The following is a 19920-nucleotide window of genomic DNA, read 5'->3' on the forward strand; positions in this document are numbered from 1 at the left end:
TGTGATCCTAAGGCGCAACAGATACAAGTGAAAACATGCTTTCTATCGCACAGAAATTAGACATAGAATGCAGTTGCTATACGTAACAAATGACAACAAATATTCTTATGTAATATACACTTATAGAATATCCGTTGTCATTCAGTTAGTTTAGATTTGTACTGGGGAAGTTAATCTTTTACCAGCAACTTCTCAATCCGGCTTCTGAACTTCTGACCTTCCTTCAGGTTACGCAGGCCATACTTCACAAATGCCTGCATATAGCCCAGTTTCTTACCGCAGTCGTAGCTGTCACCGGTCATCAGCATCGCATCAACAGACTGCTTCTTAGCCAGTTCAGCAATCGCATCGGTCAACTGGATACGGTCCCAGGCACCCGGCTCGGTTTTTTCCAGCTCGGCCCAGATATCCGCGTTGAGAACATAACGGCCAACGGCCATCAGGTCAGAATCCAGCGTCTGCGGCTGATCCGGTTTCTCGATAAACTCAACGATACGGCTCACCTGCCCTTCCGTCTCCAGCGGTTCTTTAGTCTGGATAACAGAGTACTCGGAGAGATCGCCTTTCATGCGCTTAGCAAGCACCTGGCTGCGGCCCGTTTCGTTGAAGCGCGCCACCATTGCCGCCAGGTTGTAACGCAGCGGATCGGCAGATGCGCTGTCGATAATGATATCCGGCAGAACAACGATGAACGGGTTGTCACCCACGACCGGGCGTGCGCAAAGAATGGAGTGGCCCAGACCCAGCGGCTGTGCCTGACGCACGTTCATGATGGTTACGCCAGGAGGGCAGATAGACTGCACTTCAGCCAGCAGCTGGCGTTTTACGCGCTGCTCAAGCAACGCTTCGAGTTCGTAAGAGGTGTCGAAGTGGTTTTCTACCGCATTCTTGGAGGAGTGCGTAACCAGGACGATTTCTTTGATCCCTGCAGCAACAATTTCATCGACAATGTATTGAATCATCGGTTTGTCGACAATCGGCAGCATCTCTTTAGGAATGGCTTTTGTGGCTGGCAACATATGCATGCCCAGGCCTGCTACCGGAATGACTGCTTTCAAATTAATCATTATTTCTTCCACCTTAAAATGGTTGACGAATTATAGCTCTTTAACCTGTTTTCGCCAGCATGATTTGCCGTGATTCTTATATGATGTTAGGGGACCACATCACAAAAAACAGTAGTTGTAATCTGAATAGATCGCGTTTCTGTGCCAGGAATAGTCGCAAAAAAAGACAATTGTCGATTATCTGTGCGGGAGCGCAAAATTCAGCCGCTCCGTATTCACCACCTGCTGGTCCACGCGGTCAATATCCACGGAGCTCTGCCCTTTCTCATTCACAGCCTTGATGTTCGCCAGCGACAGTAAGGTCTCATCTTTAGCCATAAACTTGCCTCGCACATCCTTACGCAGGTCGAAATTCATCTTCAGCGCCGGGCCGACGGCAGCTTCCTGCATCACGTTGATATTACGCAAGAAGAGGTGTTGCGGTTTGTTGTGCAACTCAAGCGTTGCCCGCTGCATCTCAACGTTGGTGATGGCCACAAAGGAGGTGGCGTTGCCGGATGAAATTTGTATTCCGCGCAGTTTGTACGCAAGCTGGCGATTATCCAGGCGAATGTCGTTCAGCTTAAAGTTCTGAGGTATCGAGAGATAGTCACCTTTTATTACACCGTAGCCGATCAGCATGCCAGCACTATTGACCATATCGACATTATCAATAATGAAATTATCACAGCCATAAATGGCTACCGTGGCGTTGTCTATTCCCGCCTTCTTGCTGAAGTCAGGAGTGATATTCTTGGCCTTAATATTGCGAATAATAAAGTGCTTACCGTTTTCGACGTGGACTAACTGACGACAGTTGCTACCGGTGATATTTGCCACCACGAAGTTCTTCACGGTTTGCTTTTCCGGATAATCGTTGTCGTAGGTGCTGCCGGCGAGACCAATGCCGATGCCCCAGTTGATCTTGCCGTTTGTACAGTTAATGTTGTCAATCACATGATCGGAGATCAGGATGTTACGGTCATTAATGGCGACGTTCCACTCAATCGCGTCGCCCTGCAAATGGCTGAATTTACTGTTGGTGATGCGCGCGCCATCTATCTGATTATGGAATCCCTGGCGCAGGATGGCGTAGTTAGCCTGGCTTACGCTGATGTTATCAATCAGCAGGTTGCGCATGACGCGAGGCTTTTTGCCGCCAATGTAGATCTGCGTCACCGGTCCAAAGCCGCTCATTGCCAGCCCTTTGATCACACAGTCTGAACCGCGAATGTCCAGCGTAATGTTCTCCGTGCGGCCGTCACCTTCACCAATCACTTTACTGCCTTCCTGCAGCACAAAGCGTCCGCGACCATTTCCCGTTAACGCACCGCGGATCAACAGCGTTTTACCGTCAGGAATGAAAATGCCCGTATTGATGTTTTTACAGGTGAGCCCGGCAGGGACAACAACGGTGTCGCCTTCGTTAAATGCCTGCTTAAAGGCGGCGATCCAGTCGTTGTTGTTGTACTGGTTAACAGAGACCGTCTTTCCGGTTGCCGCCCGCGCAATGCGGGACGACAGCAGCGGCGTAGCCGCCAGGACGGATAAAGAAGAGACAAAGGTGCGTCGGGTAATCTTTTTCAGCATACAACCTCGGCGTTACAACGTTTGCAGCAGGCTCGCTAACTGGCGATTAATCACCTGCTGGTTAAAATCTGCTTCAACTTTTTGTCGGGCGTTGTGGATAACGGGCTCCAGCGCCTGTTGGTCGATGCCGCTAAATTCGGCTAAACGATCCGCAAGGGCCATCGCATTATTCTCCGGTACCAGCCAGCCGGAGTAATCAGACTTGATTAACTCCGGGATCCCGCTGTGCAGGGTCGACACCACCGGAATACCGACGGCCATCGCCTCCATTAACGCAACCGGGATCCCCTCCATATCGCCATCGGCGCCGGTGACGGAAGGCAGCAGGAATACATCCGCCTCATCCAGCATGGCCTTCACCTCGTGGCTTGGCTTAAAGCCTGGCATCTCCACATAATCTTCCAGCTGATACTGTTCGATAAGCGTGCGAAGACGACGCTCCCACGGGCCAATACCGAGAATGCGATAGCGGAAATCCACGCCGCGCGCTCGCAGCTGGCGGCAGGCTTCGATGGCCACGTGCAGACCTTTTTTCTCCGTCAGACGCGCAACAGAGATTATCTGCAGCGGTTTTCCCGGTACCTTGACCGGGCGGCGGGTAAAGCGCTCTAAATCCACGCCCATACGCGAAACGGTGATTTTTTCCTGCGGACAGCCCATGTTTTTCAGACGCCCGGCCCACAGGTCGCTGATGGGCAGCATCATGTCGCCACGGCGGAAAAGCTGCTGATACTCCGGCGTGTAGTGGTTCAATACCTCGCGGCTGGAGATGTCGATACCGTGGAAGATGGTCGCAATCTTACCGTCAATCACCCCCAGCTCACGCAGTTTGGCGGCGGTCACGCCCGCCGGGCCAAAGTGAGCAATAAACACATCGGCGCGGTACGGCTGCGCCGTTTGACCACAAATGGCAGACAGGATCAGGTTGCGAGATTCCGCGCCATAGCGGGAAACATTCAGCGCGCGCCAGGTCGACGCACGATGGATCCCGCGTAAGGTCTGGCTGGCCCGGTGGCGCAGCTTATTTACTCTTCCTGAGGGCTCGTCCTGCAGCCAGCGGGTTTTCGCCTCCAGCCCATACTGCGTATACGCCGCATGGGTATTTTGTGTATCGCCCTTTTGCAGGGCGATGATCTCCACGTCGTATCCCATATCGATAAACGCGGTGATTTGGTTCAGCACAAAGGTTTCAGACGACAGCGGAAATTTCAGTAAGAAGAAACCAACCTTCATTTCCCCTCCCGGACGCGGTCGAGCACCGATTTCACCATCCCAATTCCCTTCTCGCGCTCGGCTTTCACCGCGACGGCCAGGCGTTCATTGATGGCAGGCAATTGCCCCAGGGTATCGCCCACCATCGCGCCAAGCGAACCATCCAGCAGATGACGAATATCAACGGCCATTTCAGGCATGCCAAGCTGCTGCATAATGCCGGCTGACTTGTGCTCGTAGTTAATCGCAATGGCCGGCGTGCCAAAGTTCATCGAAATGATCGCCGAGTGCAGACGCGTGCCCACGGTGAGGTCACAGGCTGAGAGCAATTTGCCCATCTCGAGATCGTTCAGTTCGTCCATCACCACGTGATAACGGGACGGATCGTTTACCAGGTTGCGCAGGTTCAGCGCCACCATGCGGTCATCTTTGTTATAGCTGTCGATGCCGGTACAGGTTGAAAGCGCCAGCACCTGGTATCCGCTGTCCAGCACACGGTTCACTACGTCAGCAAACGCTTTCTCATACGCCGCCTGGGTGGTGCCTAAACGTTTATCAAACGGTGCGAGTTCGCGCAGGGTGATGGCGACCGTTTTCTGTTTCGCCGCCACGTCCAGCCAGTGCTGCACTGCGTAGCTCGCCTGGAAACTGTCGTCCTGATGATCCACCAGCCAGGCGGTGTCCACCCCGTGTTCCACTTTAGAGGTGTCAATCTCACTGCGTTTCATCATATCGAGGCTTACCGACTCACGCAGGATCAGAGCATCGCAGTGGCCGAAGACATAGTTTGCCAGCTGGTTAAACTGCGGATCCTGGAACGGCCCGACGCTGTGACCAATCATAAACAGCGGTTTTTTCGCCATGAATGTGCAAAGTGCGTGCTCAAACTGAGGCACACCGTAAAGATCGACGAAGAACGATCCGCCGACCTGAATAATGGCGTCGTAGCCCGACAGCAGTCGAACGAAATCCGTGAAGCCCTGAGCAATGGCGATGTTACGCAGCTTGCCGGTATCAGTTACACGGGACAGCAACACCTGGTGCTGATAGCGACGGCGCAGAACTTTCTTCACGCGTCCCATCACGCCGGCAGCGTTGTTGTGCTGCTTCATCTGGCTGTAGAGCGGGTCGCCCATTACCGGGCGGTTCAATAACCAGGAAGAGCTGACCGGATAACGGCTCATCACGTCCACTTCAGTCTCAGGCTTAAGGGTGTTAATCGCATCCAATAAACCGCGCAGAATGGCGCTGTCGCCACGGTTGCCGCAGGTATGGTTGCCAAGAATAAGTAATTTCATAATGGCCTCTTAAATAACTAGCCTGCGCGAAGCAGCGTTTTCATTTTTTCGTTACGGCAAAACTGGCGCTTCATCTCCACCACCAGCGCATTACGTGACAGCACAATCATCACGCCAAACGCCAGTGCACCTGCTGCGACCTGTATTGCCAGCATGGCCGCGAGCGGCAGATGGCCAGTGAGCACGATGCCCAGGCCATAGCTCACCGCAAGGGTAGGCAGTGACAGATAAAACGGCAGCCACAGGCTCAGAATGTACTGCCGGTAGCTGGAGCCCAGCACCGGCTTGATCATCACGAAGTAGCTCAGAACGGTGTTGATGATCTGCACCAGCAGAAAACCAAGCGTGACCCCAATGGCGCCGGCCATATGTCCACCGACGATAATCGCCGGAATAAACAGGAACGTTTTAAACACGTTGAATTTGAAGCTGATATCAACCCGCGCTTTAGCCATCAGCAATGAGCCAATCGGGTTGCCAACGGATCGCAGCAGCCCCACCACGCACAGCAGCTGCAGGATCGGGATAATGCTGTTCCACTTCTCGCCAAACACCAGCGGCACGAAGTTGCTCGAGACAACCATCAGCCCCAGCAAAACCGGGAAATTGATAATGCCCACCACAGAGAGCAGCTTGTAAAAATTGACGCGCAGCTTCTCGGTGTCGTCCTGAATTTTGGCGAACGCCGGGAACAGTACGCGGGTGATAATCGGGTTGAGCTTCATTGGTGGTACTACCGCGACGTTATATGCCAGGTTGTACCCCCCTGCGACGCTCGCCCCGAGGATGCGTGCCAGCACCAGCGTGGAGAGGTTGGTGTTGACATAGTTGATGATGCTGTCGGCGGTGAGCCACGCGCCAAAACGCAGGTTGGATGACACCGAAGCGAGAGAGAAATGCAGCCCAGGACGGTAAATCTTGCGGCCAAAGTAGCCGAACAGCAGCGTACGCACGGCAGAGTTAACCAGATACCCGAGGATAGCGGTCATGGCCAGCGGCCAGAAATGGGCGCTGACCACGGTAAAGGTAAACCCTGCGAGAACGGCGCTGGTCTCGATCATCCCAATCTTGTTGAATTCCAGCTCTTTCTGCATCAGCGCGCGGAACTGTTGCCCGTGCGGGATCACCACAAAAGCAAACGAGAGCGTACGCATCAGCGGTGCCAGATCGGGGTTGTGCAGCACGCTGGCGATGGTATCGCTCAACAGGAACACCAGCACGAAAACGAACACCCCCAGCCCAACGTTCAGCCAGTAGAGCGTGGTCAATTCCAGATGGCTGATCTCTTTGCGCTGGATAATCGAGTTAGCAATGCCGAAGTCAGACAACGTATCGGCCAGCGCGATAATCACCAGCGAGACGGTCAGCAGACCGAACTGGTGGTTATCGATAATGCGCGCCAGCACCGTCATCTGCACCAGGCCGAGGCCAATGATGACAATGGTCGCCATCGCTGACCATTTGGCGCCGCTGATGGTTTTTTCACGTAAGCTCATCTTAGTACGCCGCTTTGTTCACGAAACCTTTGAAGATGGTCAGAAAGACGATCTTGATATCGAACCAGAGGCTCCATTCACGAATGTACTCCAGGTCGAATTCGATGCGTTTTTCCATTTTTTCCAGCGTGTCGGTCTCGCCGCGCCAGCCGTTGATCTGCGCCCAGCCGGTAATGCCTGGCTTCACTTTATGGCGCAACATGTAGCCTTCAATCAGCGAGCGGTACTGTTCGTTGTGAGCCACGGCATGGGGACGGGGTCCGACAATCGACATGCCACCGGTAAAGACGTTGATAAACTGCGGCAGCTCATCCAGCGAGGTACGGCGCAGGAAGTTCCCCACCCGCGTCACACGTGGATCGTTCTGCGTCGCCTGGGTCACGACCTTATCGTTCTCCATCACCTTCATTGAGCGGAATTTCCACACCATGATGGGCTTACCGTCCATGCCGTAGCGGGTCTGACGGAAGATAACCGGGCCCGGGGAGCTCAGCTTCACCGCCAGAGCAATGCAGCACAGCACCGGGGAGATCAGCAGTAAGATCAGTGAAGAGAGCACGATATCTTCCAGGCGCTTGAGCACGCGATTGATACCCGACAGCGGGGTGTCATACAGCGGCACGACCGGCACGCCGTTCACTTCTTCAATACGGGAGTGGAGGATGTTAAAGGTAAAGACGTCCGGGATCAGGATCACCGAACAGGTGGTATCGGCCAGTTCACGCATCAGTTTCTTGATGCGGGATTCATCTTTCATCTGCATCGCGATGTAGACGTTATGAATTTTGCCGGCTTTCGCGTCCTCAATAAGCTGTTCGTAATTACCGGCCCAGTCTGAAGGCACGCCGCCAGGCTTCGCGTCGTGATAAATCCCGACCACTTCAAAACCTAACCATGGCTCTTTGCGGAAGCTATCGAGAAGCACCTTCCCTACCGGCAAATCCCCCGCCACGGCGACAAAGCGACGGTTATAACCGCGGTTACGCAGCCAGCCGGCGCCAAAACGGATCAGGGTGCGGCATACGACCATGCCGACGCTGGTAATCAGGTACCAGCACAGATACGTCACCAGGCGATTATCAAAATCATGGCTGAATGCCACCAGCCCTGCGCTGAAGATCAGGCTTAATGTCCAGTTCTGCAGCAACAGCATCAGTTCGGTGGTCATTTTCACACCACGCCACGAACGGTAGAAGTCGGTCATCCCCCCGATCATCTGGAACACAACCAGCGCAATCAGCGCCATGAGCAGATGCATGTAGAAGAAGGATTGCCCGCTTACCCAACTCACCACCCATAATCCGCCGACCATGATGGTGATATCAGAAAAACGCTGCACCATGGAGATTAACGATGCATTCGTTCTCGCTCGTTCGCGTTTTTTTAGATTCGTCATCGTTGTTCCTTTAGTTCAACACCTGCCCCCTCACCCCACATCAGGGTGAGAGGGAAAGCTATTTACTGATTCAACAGCGCCAGAATGTCCTTCGTTCGCGCTTCCATCAACGCGGTATCCGCGCGGGATTCCACGTTCAGGCGCACCACCGGCTCGGTATTTGAAGAGCGCAGGTTAAAACGCCACTGCGGGAACGCCATGCTGATGCCGTCGGTACGGTCAATTTCCAGCGCATGGAGGGCAAAATGCTGCTCCACGCGGGCAATGGCCTCGGCCGGCTGCGCCAGTTTGCTGTTGATTTCGCCACTTGCCGGGAAGGCCGCCATGCGGTCGCGTACCAGCTCGCCAAGGGTCTGCCCTTTCAGACACAGCAGCTCGGTCACCAGCAGCCACGGGATCATCCCGCTGTCGCAGTAGGCAAAATCACGGAAATAGTGGTGGGCGCTCATCTCGCCGCCATAAATGGCGTCTTCTTCGCGCATACGCTCTTTGATGAAGGCATGACCGGTTTTGGACATCACCGGCTGGCCGCCCGCGGCGTTCACCACATCCACGGTGTTCCAGGACAGACGCGGATCGTGAATGATCTTCGCGCCCGGGTTCTTCTCGAGGAACGCTTCCGCCAGCAGACCGACAATGTAGTAGCCTTCGATGAACTGGCCTTTTTCGTCGAACAGGAAGCAGCGGTCGAAATCGCCGTCAAAGGCGATACCCATATCGGCACCGTGTTCGATGACCGCGTTACGGGTGTCGTCGCGGCACTCCGGCAGCAGCGGGTTCGGGATACCGTTCGGGAAGTTGCCGTCCGGGGTGTTATGGACCTTAACGAAGGTTACCGGCACGTTCAGGGCCTTAAAGCGGGCTTCGAGCGCATCCACCACCGGGCCGGCCGCGCCGTTACCGGAGTTGATCACCAGCTTCAGCGGTTTCAGGTTTGCAACGTTGATGTAGCCCAGCAGGTGGTCGATGTACGCTTTACGCAGGTCGATCTGCTTATAGCTGCCGCGTTTCGCTTCATTCACCGGCGGGAAATCGTTAGCTTCGGCGAGACGCTGCACGTCACGCAGACCGGTATCGCCGCTGATAGGACGCGCGCCCTTGCGCACCAGCTTCATACCGTTGTAGTCCATTGGGTTATGGCTGGCTGTCACTTCGATACCGCCGTCCACGCCGAGGTGGAAGGTGGCAAAGTAAATCTCTTCGGTGCCGGACAAGCCGATATCCAGCACGTCCACTCCCGCATCCTGCAGCCCTTTTGCCAGCGCCAGCTTCAGGGACTCACTGGTCAGGCGTACATCGCCGCCCAGGACAATCGTTTGTGGCTTAAGATATTCGCCGTATGCGCGGCCAATGCGCCACGCAATGTCTTCATTCAGCTCTTCGCCCAGCTTGCCGCGAATATCGTAGGCTTTAAAACAGGTTAATTTTTCCATGATGACCCCTTTTTCAGGCAACAGTTGGCCCGCCCGATTAACAGGCAAATTTGTTTTTATTCATTCGCAGGCCGGATGCGCGAAACGCTATCCGGCTTTAGAGACGGCGCTATACCCGCCCGTAACGGTCCTGGAAACGGACAATATCGTCTTCTTCCAGGTACGAACCGGAGCGCACTTCAATTAAGTCGAGAGGAATTTTCCCCGGGTTTTCCAGACAGTGCGTGGCTCCCAGCGGAATATAGATTGACTCGTTTTCGCCCAGCAGTTTCACTTCGCCATCAATCGTGACTTTGGCGGTACCCGCCACCACGACCCAGTGCTCGGCACGGTGGTGGTGCATCTGTACCGACAACCCCTCACCCGGTTTCACGGTGATGCGTTTCACCTGGTAACGTTCACCGGCATCGATGGAGTCATATTTGCCCCACGGACGATACACTTCGCGGTGGATATGGTGTTCATGGCGACCATCGGCCTTGATCTTCTCCACCACTTTTTTAACGTCCTGCACGGCATTACGGTCAGCAATCAGCACGGCGTCTTTCGTCTGTACGACCACCAGATCCTTCACGCCAACTGTGGTCACCAGACCGGACTCGGCGTAGACATAGCTGTTTTCCGTTTTGTGGCTGATAACATCACCGTGGTGGACGTTACCCTCCGGGGTATGGGCGCTGATCTCCCACAGGGAGGACCAGGAGCCAACATCACTCCAGCCCGCATCCATCGGTACCACAACGGCATCGGCCGTGCGTTCCATTACCGCATAGTCAATTGACTCTTCCGGGCAGGCGAGGAAAGACGCTTCGTCAACGCGGATAAAATCGAGATCCGGATCCACTACCGCCATCGCTTTCTCGCAGGCGTCCAGAATATCCGGGCGATATTTGCGCAGCTCTTCCAGGTAGCGGCCAGCGCGGAACAGGAACATCCCGCTGTTCCAGTAATATTCACCGCTGGCCACATACGCCTGCGCGGTTTCAAGATTCGGTTTTTCGACAAACTGCGCCACGTCAAACGCTACGCTGTCGCCTTCGCCCGGGGTCACATTGCCACGACGAATATACCCGTAGCCGGTTTCCGGAAGGTCCGGCACGATGCCGAAAGTCACCAGTTTGCCGTTTTCGGCGTAAGGAATAGCCGCGCGTACCGCCTCGCGGAACGACTCTTCCTGTTGAATAACATGGTCTGCCGCCAGAACCAGCATCAGCGGATCGCAATCCGGGCTGCTGCGTTTGGCCGCCAGCGCCGCCAGCGCAATCGCGGGGGCGGTGTTACGTCCGGCAGGCTCCAGAATGATATTTTCTGTGAGTTTGTTCAGCTGGCGCAGCTGCTCGGCGACAATAAAGCGGTGTTGTTCGTTACAAATCACCACCGGGCTTTCACACTCCACACCCTGCAGGCGGTTAACCGTCGTCTGCAGCATGGTGAGCTCCCCTTTCAGGCAGAGGAACTGTTTTGGATAGAGCACGCGGGACAGCGGCCACAACCGGCTACCAGAGCCACCTGCCATCACAACCGGATACAAAGTGGTTTGACTCATGATTTATCCCCGTATATCTGCAATAAATTGGCTCAGCACGTTCTCTTTCTCGAGCGTGCGTTCGGCATATTCACGTGCCACCGTGTTCGTTTTTGGCATGGCAAGTGCCCGTTCAATGCCAGTGACCAGCGCCGGGACCGATTCCGGTTCCACGCAAACGGCGATCCCCGGATAGCTGTCGCACAGCTGGCCTAATTCTGTTTCGGCTTCCGCCGTGATCACCGCGTTACCGCCCACTGCCAGAATGTTGGTCAGCTTGGACGGCAGCACCGCGTCTGCCGCGCCGCGCTTTTGTACCACCAGATGGCAGTCGCCCATCTTCAGCAACGCAGGCAGTGCCTCGTAAGACTGAAGCGGGAAAAATTTCACGTTCGTCAGGCCGCGTTCGTTGGCCATTTTTTCAAGTCGCGCTTTTCCGCCGCCCTGCCCGACGATGACAAACATCCAGGGTTGATGGCTCAGTTGCTGTGCGGCGTCGATGACGCTCTCAAGCCCCTGCTTCTCGCCGATGTTGCCTGAGTAAAGAATAATTTTTTGGTCGTCAGGCAAACCGAGCTGAGCGCGTAGCGCCTGAGCGTCACTGTCTGTCACGTCGCGAAAACGCGCCACTTCAGACCAGTTGGGGAAAAAGATCACTTTTTCCGCCGGTACGCCCTTCTCCTGCGCTTTGTTCATCATTGAGCGCGAGATGGTCGAGACATAATCCACGTTATGCAGGCCGCTGCGCTCGAAGGCGCTGGCGAGTTTCGCCACCTTCCCGCTCTTACCTTTGCCGGCCATTCCCAGGCCGAGCATGGCGTCCACTTCATAATCCTGAATGTGAAGCAGCGTGCGCGCGCCGGAGAGTTTGCCCAGCAGGCGCATACCTGGGGTGCAGAACAGCGTTGGCACCACACCGATAATGCGATCCGGCTTCCAGCGACGTTGCGCCATCAGCGGGAAGAAACTGCTCAGGGCAAAGCTGCCCAGATGAAGTAACCGCTTCAGCGTTGAGGGCTGTTTCGGCACGTACAGCGGGCAACGCCAGACGGTCGCGGCACCCTCTTCGCGACGGTAGCGCCAGCCTGAATAGCGCTCACCTACTTTCCATTCCGGGTAGTATGGCGGCGCGGTAATGACCCGCACGTCATGTCCCTGGCTCGCCATCCACTCGACCATTTCGCCGGTGTATTTACCGATTCCGGTTAACTCCGGCGAATAGTTGATTCCGTACACCAGAATTTTCATAAGCCCGGCACTCCGGACTGACGATCGGCCAGGAAATAGGCACGACTGTTGTCATGCACATTGTCACTGGCCAGCAACGCCTCTGGCGTCTGCCAGCGGTAGTCGTCATGCTGAGAATCAGGCAGACGCAGGTCTGCCTCACTCACCTTCAGGCGAAAACCGAGCACCACATAGTGCGTGGTGAAACCGGTGCCCGAAAAGTTATCGTCATAGAAGTGCTGCCAGACCCCGTAAAACTGGCCTGCCGCCATCGGCAGTTGCAGGCCCAGTTCCGCCAGAGTGAGACGCTCAAAAGCATTTTCCAGCGTCTCATCCTTCTGCACGCGCCCGCCGGGCACGAACCAAAAGCCCTGTGCAGGACGGTTGGTTCGTTTTCCCAGCAAGAACTCGCCGCGTTCGTTCTCCACCACCAAATCAATTGAGATGAGCGGAGTGGAACGCACTACCGTGGCAAAATCTTCCTGACTTAAAAACATCATTACCCCCGGAAGCGGTGCTGGTTTTCAAGGAACCACTGGTAGGTGCTTGCCAGCCCCTGCTCCAGAGATACCTCGTGATACCAGCCCAGCTGATGCAGACGGGTCACGTCCAGCAGTTTGCGCGGCGTGCCGTCCGGTTTGGTGGCGTCAAAGACCACGCGGCCTTTGTAACCCACCACCTGCGCGATGGTTTGCGCCAGCTCACGAATGGTGCAATCCACGCCAGTACCGACGTTAATGTGCGACAGCATCGGTTCGGTGTTTTCCTGCCACACCTCACGATCCAGCTCCATTACGTGGATGCTGGCAGCCGCCATGTCATCCACATGCAGGAATTCACGCATTGGCGTACCGCTGCCCCACACCACCACATCCGGTGCATTTTCGGCCGTTGCCTCGTGGAAACGACGCAGCAGCGCCGGGATCACGTGCGAATTGCTCGGGTGGAAGTTGTCATGCGGTCCGTACAGGTTGGTCGGCATCACCGAACGATAGTCGCGGTTATACTGACGGTTGTAGGATTCGCACAGCTTGATCCCGGCAATCTTGGCAATCGCATACGGCTCGTTGGTTGCTTCCAGCGTGCCCTGCAGCAGTTCGCTCTCAGCGATCGGCTGCTTCGCCATTTTCGGGTAGATACAGGATGAGCCGAGGAACAACAGCTTATTCACGTTGTGCAGATGCGCTGCGTGAATGATGTTGCTCTCAATCATCATGTTCTCGTAGATGAAATCCGCCGGATACGTGTTGTTGGCAACAATGCCGCCCACTTTCGCCGCCGCCAGATACACCTGGTCAATACGTTCACTGGCGAAGAAGTCCTGTACCGCTTTGCTGTCGAGCAGGTTCAACTCGTCACGGGTACGGACAATCACATCGACATCACCGCGCTGTTCAAGCTGGCGAACAATCGCGGAACCCACCATTCCGCGATGACCCGCGACAAAAATACGTTGTTTTGTCATTCTCAGGACTCCAGCGCGATGGCAACCTCGTAGCCATGAGACTTGAGCAGGGAGTGTTTTTTCGCTGCTTCAAGATCTTTGGCAACCATCTCGGAAACCATCTCCTGCAGAGTCGTTTCTGGTTTCCAGCCCAGTGTTTCGTGTGCTTTGGTTGGGTCGCCCAGCAGGGTTTCCACTTCAGCAGGACGGAAGTAACGTGGGTCAACCTGTACAATCACGTCGCCCGGTTTCACGCCCGGTGCGTCATGGCCGGTTACGGAAACCACGATGCCTTTCTCTTCCACGCCGGTACCTTCGAAGCGCAGTTTGATACCCAGCTGAGCGGCAGCCATCTCAACAAACTGACGTACGGAGTACTGCACGCCGGTTGCGATGACGAAGTCTTCTGGTTTTTCCTGCTGCAGCATCATCCACTGCATTTTTACGTAGTCTTTGGCATGGCCCCAGTCACGCAGGGAATCCATGTTGCCGAGGTGCAGGCAAGATTCCAGACCCTGTGCGATGTTAGCGATAGCGCGGGTGATTTTACGGGTAACGAAAGTTTCACCACGACGTGGGGATTCGTGGTTGAACAGAATGCCGTTACAGGCATACATGCCGTAGGATTCACGGTAGTTCACGGTGATCCAGTACGCGTACAATTTCGCCACGGCGTACGGAGAACGTGGGTAGAACGGGGTCGTCTCTTTCTGAGGAATTTCCTGCACCAGACCGTACAGCTCAGAGGTGGATGCCTGGTAGAAACGGGTTTTCTTCTCAAGGCCGAGGAAGCGAATCGCTTCCAGCAGACGCAGCGTACCCATTGCGTCAACGTCAGCGGTGTATTCCGGAGATTCGAAGGAGACCGCAACGTGGCTCATCGCGCCCAGGTTGTACACTTCATCCGGCTGCACTTCCTGCAGAATACGGGTCAGGTTGGAAGTATCGGTCAGGTCGCCGTAGTGCAGATGGAATTTCGGGTTCGCCGCATGAGGATCCTGATAAATGTGATCCACACGTTCGGTGTTGAATGAAGAAGCACGACGCTTAATACCGTGTACTTCATAACCTTTTTCCAGCAGCAGTTCTGCCAGGTAAGAACCATCCTGTCCGGTAACGCCGGTGATGAGAGCGACTTTAGACATGTTTATATTCCTCTACTTATGAATTTAATCAGTTTCAACGCGTTCGCGTATCACCACTGCGGGGTTGCCACGGCAAATTTTATTTGCCGGTAGCGATTTAAAAACGCTGCTGCGGGCACCGACTACCGTGCCATCGCCAACAGAAACACCAGGTGCAACAAAAACATCTGTCGCCAGCCAGCATTTTTCGCCAATCACAATCGGAGTGGCGGTAATATCAAAATGCTGACTCATAAAATCGTGACTGCCGGTGCACAAATAACACTTCTGTGAAACCACTGAATTTGCACCAATCGTAATATCGCCAAGGGTATATAACACCGCGTCATCCCCTACCCACGCATAATCCCCAAGCGTTAATTTCCACGGGTAGGTAATTTTTACCGACGGGCGAATGACTACGTTTTTTCCTATTTTTGCGCCAAACAGACGCAATAAAAAAGCTCGCCAGCGGTACAGTATTTGCGGTGACCAGGCAAATAAGGTGGCCTGTACGGTCCACCACAACTGCACTTTAATACCGCTCCCGCCCCGAAAGCCTTTCGGCACGGAGAAACCTTTAAGATCCTGCATTACGTTTCCTTATATTCAGGCTTTGTTATATAAGGTTTTCGTTTTACCCGTGGTACGCAGACGTAATAAATAAGATAATTCCGCCCAGAACCCCGGCACGCCTAATATTTTACGCTGCACATTTCTGGCATCCTGGCACAGTTCCAGATTATTAGACGTTGACACGCCGCCCATTGAAAATTCAGATACCAGCCCTTTAATTCGACGGAACGGGTAACCTGATTTATACAGGCTGGCAGTCAGCGCATAATCTGAAGAAACTTTATACTGCAGATCGTAAGGCTGTTTTTTCAGACCTTTTACCGGGAAGAAAATGGCCTGATGGCTGGCAGGCAAACTGTGGTAGATATACCAGCCGGGTTTCGCACTGCGGCAAACTTTATGGCCATCGCCAAAATCGAGCAGCGCGTCGCCAATGTACATCGCATCCTCTTTCTGGCGCGCCAGCTGACGGGCAAATAACGCCACATCCTCATGGAATACGTCACCGGAATTCAGGAAGATGGCATAACGGCCTTGCGCCATGTCGATGCCTTTATTCATCGCATCGTAGATGCCTTTATCTTTCTCGCTGATGAAACGTAAGTTGAACTCACCGTTGAGTTTTTCCAGAAACTCTGCCGTACCATCGTTCGAGCCGCCATCGACCACAATCCACTCAAAGGTGAGGCTTGGATCGCGCGCCAGGTTGCGCAGCGAGCGCCAGGTTTTTACCACCCCTTCGTAATTACGAAAAGCGACAGTAATGACGCTAAGAAACATAAATCACCTCATTTCGTCATACGTTCGTAATATTAAGCGCTTTGCGCAGAATAAACGGACAGACAATCAAGAAAGCATATTCCGGGCTAAATATTGACCCGGTAAAAAACAACGACACCGGTGTAAACAGATAAAGCTGAACGCGAAAGTTCTGGTTATCACCAAACGCGTTAATCATCATTTTGAAAACTTTAAACAGATACCACAGTGTCAACAGTACGGCGAACCACGAAAAATAGATAATTAACAGATACAGGCCATTGTCTATGGTTTTACCGACATCCGCACCGTTAAAGATTCCGAATGATGCAACATATTCGTAAAGTGAGCCGAATCTTACTACACCATCGATATGGGTTAAGGAATAACCCACCATCACCAGTGGACCAATGATACGATAATAGGATGACGAGCCTTCGGTTCCCAAATCTCCCAGGCGTTCTGAGATGTATGGGAAGGCAAATATCACGCCAACCATAAATACTGTCAGAGAGATAATCGCCAGCGGCAGTTTTTTCTTAATCGCATCTTTGTTCAGGTACTGGAACGCCCACTCCAGCAGGTAAAACAGGATAAATGTCATTACCCCTGAGAACGATCCTGACAGAACAATTCCTGCAAGAATCATAGCATCGGTCTTAGGGGTTTTGATACCAAACTGTTTGATGCTGAGCCAAATTGAGATTAGTGCCAGAGCAAAAAACGCCGGTTCAAAATAGAGGGCTGTCGTACGCTTTCCGCCAAACTTGATGAAGTTCAATACATAGCTGTTACTGTAAATGAGATATTTCGAAATTATCTCCATCAGGCTACTGCCACCGGTCAAAATAATTTGCGCCATTTCCAGTGCAGCAAGCATAACAATTAACGCAACGGCAATATAAAAGAACCTAAGGATTTTCCGATAATTGTGTGGCGAAATAACCTTGAAACGAATACTCCAGACCATGCCAATAATAATGACGATATAAACAAACAGCATGGTGGAGGTGACGTATTTACTGGCATCCAGAGACTGACCAAAGATGTAGTTAAATAGCGTCAGACCCACGCCCAGCCCTAAGGCCATCATCAGCTTCTTGAGGTTGATTTTGTCGACATACAGCAGAAGCAGAACGGGCAAGAAGGTCACTATGGTTATCGGGAAGCTTTCGCCAAGCTGGGCAATTTTGACGTTGACCAGCAGGTAAATCAGCGGCAGCAGCAGATAACTACAGACTCTGATAGAACGAGACATATTCCTCCAGCATCTGTTGTCCACTGTAGGCCTTGCGGCTGCGGTTGCGGAACGATTCCAGGTCGGTACCAAAAACGGCCTGCGCGATCTGCGCCTTCGGCAGTTGCACCAGAGGCAGCACCTCATGCTCCGCAAACGTGGTCCCGCCCGATTTTTCCAGCACTTCACGTGCCGCATCGCTGTGGGTGGCAATCACCGGCACACCGATGGAGAGCGCTTCGCACAGGATCAGCGGGTAGTTATCCACGCGCGAACTGAATACCAGCGCATCCATCCCATTGAGGGCGCTCATCAGTTTGCGCTTGTCTGTTTCAAACCCGTGATTCACCACGTTAGCCCCTTCGAACGGCGAGAACTTGCCGAAGGTGTGCAGTTCAATCTTGTCACCCAGCGCCATCATGTCGCGCACCAGCTGCTGATTGGTTTTGCCGTCGTAACGCAGGTCATGCGCAACGATAGCGATTTTTGGTTTACCCGGGGTTTCTGCAACCGGGGTAAGTTCGGCCAGAATCGCTTCCGTCGCCACGTCGATACCGTTATTGATGATCTGACAGCGCCCTGCCCCATACAGACTGTTAAAGGCATCGGCCACGTGCTGGCTTGGAGAGATAAACGTACAGCCGAGCGAGAGCATGTCGCGGAACAGCTGGCGCTTTCCGGCCACCAGCTGATGGGCACGATCCACTTTCACCGGCGGATAGTTGCTCAGCGTCGGGCACTTCTGGCAGTTGCTTTTCCAACCTTCACACCCGTCGGTAAAGGCGCAGCGACCGGTCACGCTCCAGTGATCGTGCAGCGTCCAGACGAAGCGGGTATCCGGTTTGTGGGCCTGCACCTTCTGGCAAAACGCCACCACCTCTTCCAGATTCAGCCAGTAGCTGTGAAGCACGTGGAAATGCAGCACAACCGGCCCCTGGGAGCGCGTCACGGTGCGATAAAGGGTATTAAGATTGCCAAACAGATCGCGATTAAACAGGCGGAACAAGGCAATGTTGGCCACGGAAGTCAGGCGCGGCGTGTGCTTATGTACCTGCGGGTAGTTATCGTGGCTGACGCTTTTCTTACCGCCTTTGCCATAACCGTAAATAAAACGAGACTGAAGTCCTTTTTGCAGCGCGCGCTGGTGAAGATCCAGCGCCACACCGGCCGCCCCGCCCTCTGCGAGACGGACGTTAAATTGCAGAATGTTCATTTGATCACCTTCACGCGGGCTTTCTCACCCACCACCAGCGCGTTATCCGGAATACTGTCCAGCACCACGCTGCCTGCGCCTATCGTGACGTTGTTACCAATCGTGATGTCGCCAATGATGACCACGTTCGCGCCCAGCTCGACGTTATTGCCAATCACCGGGCAGGCCAGGCTGTCGGGCCCACGGTTACCGATGGTGACCGCGTGGCGAATAGTGAAATCATCACCGGCTACAACGAATTTGTTGATCACCACGGCATAACCGTGATGAATGGTAAAACGGCGACCAATGGTGGCAGCGGCCTGAATTTCATAACCAAAAAAACATTCAGTAATGATGCGGTACAGCACCAGCACCGGTGCTGCCCAGAGATTGTTTAAAACATTTTTCTTGCGCCACACCGAGCAAAAATGCGCGATGCGGTACGCCAGAACCATGCAGCACGGGCGCAGGCTCCAGCTGTTAGCGCGGCAATCTTCCAGAAACATTATTTCCCCCGAAGTCCATCAGCCAGACGCTTGCCGTTACGCACGGACAACAACGTGAGCAGCGTGCGCCAGTTCATGCGCTTATTGCGGATCTGATAGAGGGTAAACAGCTGATACTTCCGGCTGGCACGGTCGAACTTGTCCTTGTGCTTGCGGTAAAAGTGGAAGTAACCAGAGAATTTCTTCGGCGACGAGGTGATTTGCATCTCCCCGTGATTGATATGCAGGATCTGCGTCGCCTCTTCCACCTTCCACGGCTCGCCATACTCCATCACCATGCGCAGGAAGATGTCGTAATCCTGCGCAGCCTTCAGCTCGGTATCGAACAGGCACTCCTTAAAGCGCCACGCCCAGGTAAAGACCTGATTACCAATGATGTTGCGTTTAAAGAACAGGCGGCGTGAGTAAGGCGATTTCGGGTACAACGGCAGGCTGGCAGGCTGCGAGTAAACTTCACCCTGACAGACATAGTCGTTGGCATACAAAAACGCATGCGTCACCAGCTGTGCTTTGTGCGACAGGAAGATCGACAGACGGTTCGGCGTCCATTCGTCATCGTCGTCGATGCCGGTCAGATACTGTCCTTTAGCCTGCATAATCGCCTGGTTACGCACCGCGCACGCACCGGAGTTAATCTCGTTGTGCGTGTAAACCACGCGCGGGTCGTTAAGGTCAGTCACAAACTTTTGCAGCTGTTCGTACGAGGAAGAACAGTCATCAACGATGATCAGTTCCCAGTTATCGTAATCCTGTCGCAGCACAGATTTTATTGCGCGGATCGCCAGCTGCTGACGATTCCATGTCGGCATATAAATAGAAACTAAAGGGCGTTGTGTAGTCATGGTCTTCCCCGAAA

18 protein-coding genes are annotated in these 19920 nt (G+C 53.9%); all 18 read right to left on the bottom strand.

The genetic code is table 11. The features are described 5' to 3' along the window. Window positions 1-170 precede the first annotated feature (170 nt). The 18 genes from galF to wcaA all read right to left on the bottom strand — a co-directional run bounded on the left by galF (window position 171) and on the right by wcaA (window position 19906). Window positions 171-1067 carry a GalU regulator GalF gene (gene galF, locus AC2FAP_RS09560; protein WP_449541851.1) on the bottom strand — a complete coding sequence of 299 codons (897 nt, stop codon included), beginning with the start codon at window positions 1065-1067 and terminating at the stop codon, window positions 171-173. A 177-nt stretch (window positions 1068-1244) separates the two neighbouring features. Then, entirely contained in the window at window positions 1245-2636 is a 1392-nt protein-coding gene (gene wcaM, locus AC2FAP_RS09565; RefSeq protein ID WP_025203690.1) for a colanic acid biosynthesis protein WcaM, read from the bottom strand. A gap of 12 nt (window positions 2637-2648) precedes the next feature. Further along, the gene (wcaL, locus tag AC2FAP_RS09570; protein ID WP_014170810.1) at window positions 2649-3869 is read right to left on the bottom strand and encodes a colanic acid biosynthesis glycosyltransferase WcaL; all 1221 of its coding nucleotides are present in this window, start codon (window positions 3867-3869) and stop codon (window positions 2649-2651) included. Then, the gene (wcaK, locus tag AC2FAP_RS09575) at window positions 3866-5146 is read right to left on the bottom strand and encodes a colanic acid biosynthesis pyruvyl transferase WcaK (RefSeq protein WP_024908095.1); all 1281 of its coding nucleotides are present in this window, start codon (window positions 5144-5146) and stop codon (window positions 3866-3868) included. Before wcaK ends, wcaL begins: the two co-directional genes overlap by 4 nt. Window positions 5147-5163: 17 nt before the next feature. Beyond that, the gene (gene wzxC / locus AC2FAP_RS09580) at window positions 5164-6642 is read right to left on the bottom strand and encodes a colanic acid undecaprenyl disphosphate flippase WzxC (protein WP_014170812.1); all 1479 of its coding nucleotides are present in this window, start codon (window positions 6640-6642) and stop codon (window positions 5164-5166) included. Between the two features lies 1 nt (window position 6643). After that, window positions 6644-8038, bottom strand: coding sequence for an undecaprenyl-phosphate glucose phosphotransferase (gene wcaJ, locus AC2FAP_RS09585; RefSeq protein WP_014170813.1), 1395 nt, complete (start codon window positions 8036-8038; stop codon window positions 6644-6646). Window positions 8039-8100: 62 nt separating this feature from the next. Beyond that, a complete protein-coding gene (gene cpsG, locus AC2FAP_RS09590; RefSeq protein WP_032680630.1) occupies window positions 8101-9471 on the bottom strand; it encodes a colanic acid biosynthesis phosphomannomutase CpsG in 1371 nt (456 codons plus the stop codon). Window positions 9472-9580: 109 nt separating this feature from the next. Further along, window positions 9581-11017 carry a mannose-1-phosphate guanyltransferase gene (gene cpsB, locus AC2FAP_RS09595; RefSeq protein WP_014170815.1) on the bottom strand — a complete coding sequence of 479 codons (1437 nt, stop codon included), beginning with the start codon at window positions 11015-11017 and terminating at the stop codon, window positions 9581-9583. A gap of 3 nt (window positions 11018-11020) precedes the next feature. Continuing rightward, complete coding sequence (gene wcaI / locus AC2FAP_RS09600; RefSeq protein WP_014170816.1) at window positions 11021-12244, bottom strand: colanic acid biosynthesis fucosyltransferase WcaI; 1224 nt, start codon at window positions 12242-12244, stop codon at window positions 11021-11023. Beyond that, window positions 12241-12720, bottom strand: a complete 480-nt coding sequence (locus AC2FAP_RS09605; protein ID WP_072126435.1) for a GDP-mannose mannosyl hydrolase — start codon at window positions 12718-12720, stop codon at window positions 12241-12243. Before AC2FAP_RS09605 ends, wcaI begins: the two co-directional genes overlap by 4 nt. 2 nt (window positions 12721-12722) lie before the next feature. Beyond that, window positions 12723-13688, bottom strand: coding sequence for a GDP-L-fucose synthase (gene fcl / locus AC2FAP_RS09610; RefSeq protein WP_014170818.1), 966 nt, complete (start codon window positions 13686-13688; stop codon window positions 12723-12725). A gap of 2 nt (window positions 13689-13690) precedes the next feature. Further along, the gene (gene gmd / locus AC2FAP_RS09615) at window positions 13691-14812 is read right to left on the bottom strand and encodes a GDP-mannose 4,6-dehydratase (protein WP_014170819.1); all 1122 of its coding nucleotides are present in this window, start codon (window positions 14810-14812) and stop codon (window positions 13691-13693) included. 24 nt (window positions 14813-14836) lie between these two features. Next, on the bottom strand, window positions 14837-15385 hold the full coding sequence (gene wcaF / locus AC2FAP_RS09620) for a colanic acid biosynthesis acetyltransferase WcaF (RefSeq protein WP_449541850.1): 549 nt from the start codon (window positions 15383-15385) through the stop codon (window positions 14837-14839). Between the two features lie 15 nt (window positions 15386-15400). Further along, window positions 15401-16147 carry a colanic acid biosynthesis glycosyltransferase WcaE gene (gene wcaE / locus AC2FAP_RS09625; RefSeq protein ID WP_014170821.1) on the bottom strand — a complete coding sequence of 249 codons (747 nt, stop codon included), beginning with the start codon at window positions 16145-16147 and terminating at the stop codon, window positions 15401-15403. A gap of 16 nt (window positions 16148-16163) precedes the next feature. Then, window positions 16164-17384, bottom strand: coding sequence for a colanic acid polymerase WcaD (wcaD, locus tag AC2FAP_RS09630; protein WP_020883262.1), 1221 nt, complete (start codon window positions 17382-17384; stop codon window positions 16164-16166). Further along, a complete protein-coding gene (wcaC, locus tag AC2FAP_RS09635; RefSeq protein WP_014170823.1) occupies window positions 17359-18576 on the bottom strand; it encodes a colanic acid biosynthesis glycosyltransferase WcaC in 1218 nt (405 codons plus the stop codon). Before wcaC ends, wcaD begins: the two co-directional genes overlap by 26 nt. Then, the gene (gene wcaB / locus AC2FAP_RS09640; protein WP_014170825.1) at window positions 18573-19064 is read right to left on the bottom strand and encodes a colanic acid biosynthesis acetyltransferase WcaB; all 492 of its coding nucleotides are present in this window, start codon (window positions 19062-19064) and stop codon (window positions 18573-18575) included. Before wcaB ends, wcaC begins: the two co-directional genes overlap by 4 nt. After that, window positions 19064-19906, bottom strand: a complete 843-nt coding sequence (wcaA, locus tag AC2FAP_RS09645) for a colanic acid biosynthesis glycosyltransferase WcaA (protein ID WP_032680629.1) — start codon at window positions 19904-19906, stop codon at window positions 19064-19066. The genes wcaB and wcaA overlap by 1 nt, the downstream gene beginning before the upstream one ends. Window positions 19907-19920 lie beyond the last annotated feature (14 nt).

This window comes from Enterobacter cloacae complex sp. 394I7 (assembly GCF_057320345.1).

What these genes read in the sequence shown, in the direction of transcription:
- galF (WP_449541851.1), bottom strand. Translation starts at nt 1,067, where the DNA reads ATGATTAATTTGAAAGCAGTCATTCCGGTAGCAGGCCTGGGCATGCAT.
- wcaM (WP_025203690.1), bottom strand. Translation starts at nt 2,636, where the DNA reads ATGCTGAAAAAGATTACCCGACGCACCTTTGTCTCTTCTTTATCCGTC.
- wcaL (WP_014170810.1), bottom strand. Translation starts at nt 3,869, where the DNA reads ATGAAGGTTGGTTTCTTCTTACTGAAATTTCCGCTGTCGTCTGAAACC.
- wcaK (WP_024908095.1), bottom strand. Translation starts at nt 5,146, where the DNA reads ATGAAATTACTTATTCTTGGCAACCATACCTGCGGCAACCGTGGCGAC.
- wzxC (WP_014170812.1), bottom strand. Translation starts at nt 6,642, where the DNA reads ATGAGCTTACGTGAAAAAACCATCAGCGGCGCCAAATGGTCAGCGATG.
- wcaJ (WP_014170813.1), bottom strand. Translation starts at nt 8,038, where the DNA reads ATGACGAATCTAAAAAAACGCGAACGAGCGAGAACGAATGCATCGTTA.
- cpsG (WP_032680630.1), bottom strand. Translation starts at nt 9,471, where the DNA reads ATGGAAAAATTAACCTGTTTTAAAGCCTACGATATTCGCGGCAAGCTG.
- cpsB (WP_014170815.1), bottom strand. Translation starts at nt 11,017, where the DNA reads ATGAGTCAAACCACTTTGTATCCGGTTGTGATGGCAGGTGGCTCTGGT.
- wcaI (WP_014170816.1), bottom strand. Translation starts at nt 12,244, where the DNA reads ATGAAAATTCTGGTGTACGGAATCAACTATTCGCCGGAGTTAACCGGA.
- AC2FAP_RS09605 (WP_072126435.1), bottom strand. Translation starts at nt 12,720, where the DNA reads ATGTTTTTAAGTCAGGAAGATTTTGCCACGGTAGTGCGTTCCACTCCG.
- fcl (WP_014170818.1), bottom strand. Translation starts at nt 13,688, where the DNA reads ATGACAAAACAACGTATTTTTGTCGCGGGTCATCGCGGAATGGTGGGT.
- gmd (WP_014170819.1), bottom strand. Translation starts at nt 14,812, where the DNA reads ATGTCTAAAGTCGCTCTCATCACCGGCGTTACCGGACAGGATGGTTCT.
- wcaF (WP_449541850.1), bottom strand. Translation starts at nt 15,385, where the DNA reads ATGCAGGATCTTAAAGGTTTCTCCGTGCCGAAAGGCTTTCGGGGCGGG.
- wcaE (WP_014170821.1), bottom strand. Translation starts at nt 16,147, where the DNA reads ATGTTTCTTAGCGTCATTACTGTCGCTTTTCGTAATTACGAAGGGGTG.
- wcaD (WP_020883262.1), bottom strand. Translation starts at nt 17,384, where the DNA reads ATGTCTCGTTCTATCAGAGTCTGTAGTTATCTGCTGCTGCCGCTGATT.
- wcaC (WP_014170823.1), bottom strand. Translation starts at nt 18,576, where the DNA reads ATGAACATTCTGCAATTTAACGTCCGTCTCGCAGAGGGCGGGGCGGCC.
- wcaB (WP_014170825.1), bottom strand. Translation starts at nt 19,064, where the DNA reads ATGTTTCTGGAAGATTGCCGCGCTAACAGCTGGAGCCTGCGCCCGTGC.
- wcaA (WP_032680629.1), bottom strand. Translation starts at nt 19,906, where the DNA reads ATGACTACACAACGCCCTTTAGTTTCTATTTATATGCCGACATGGAAT.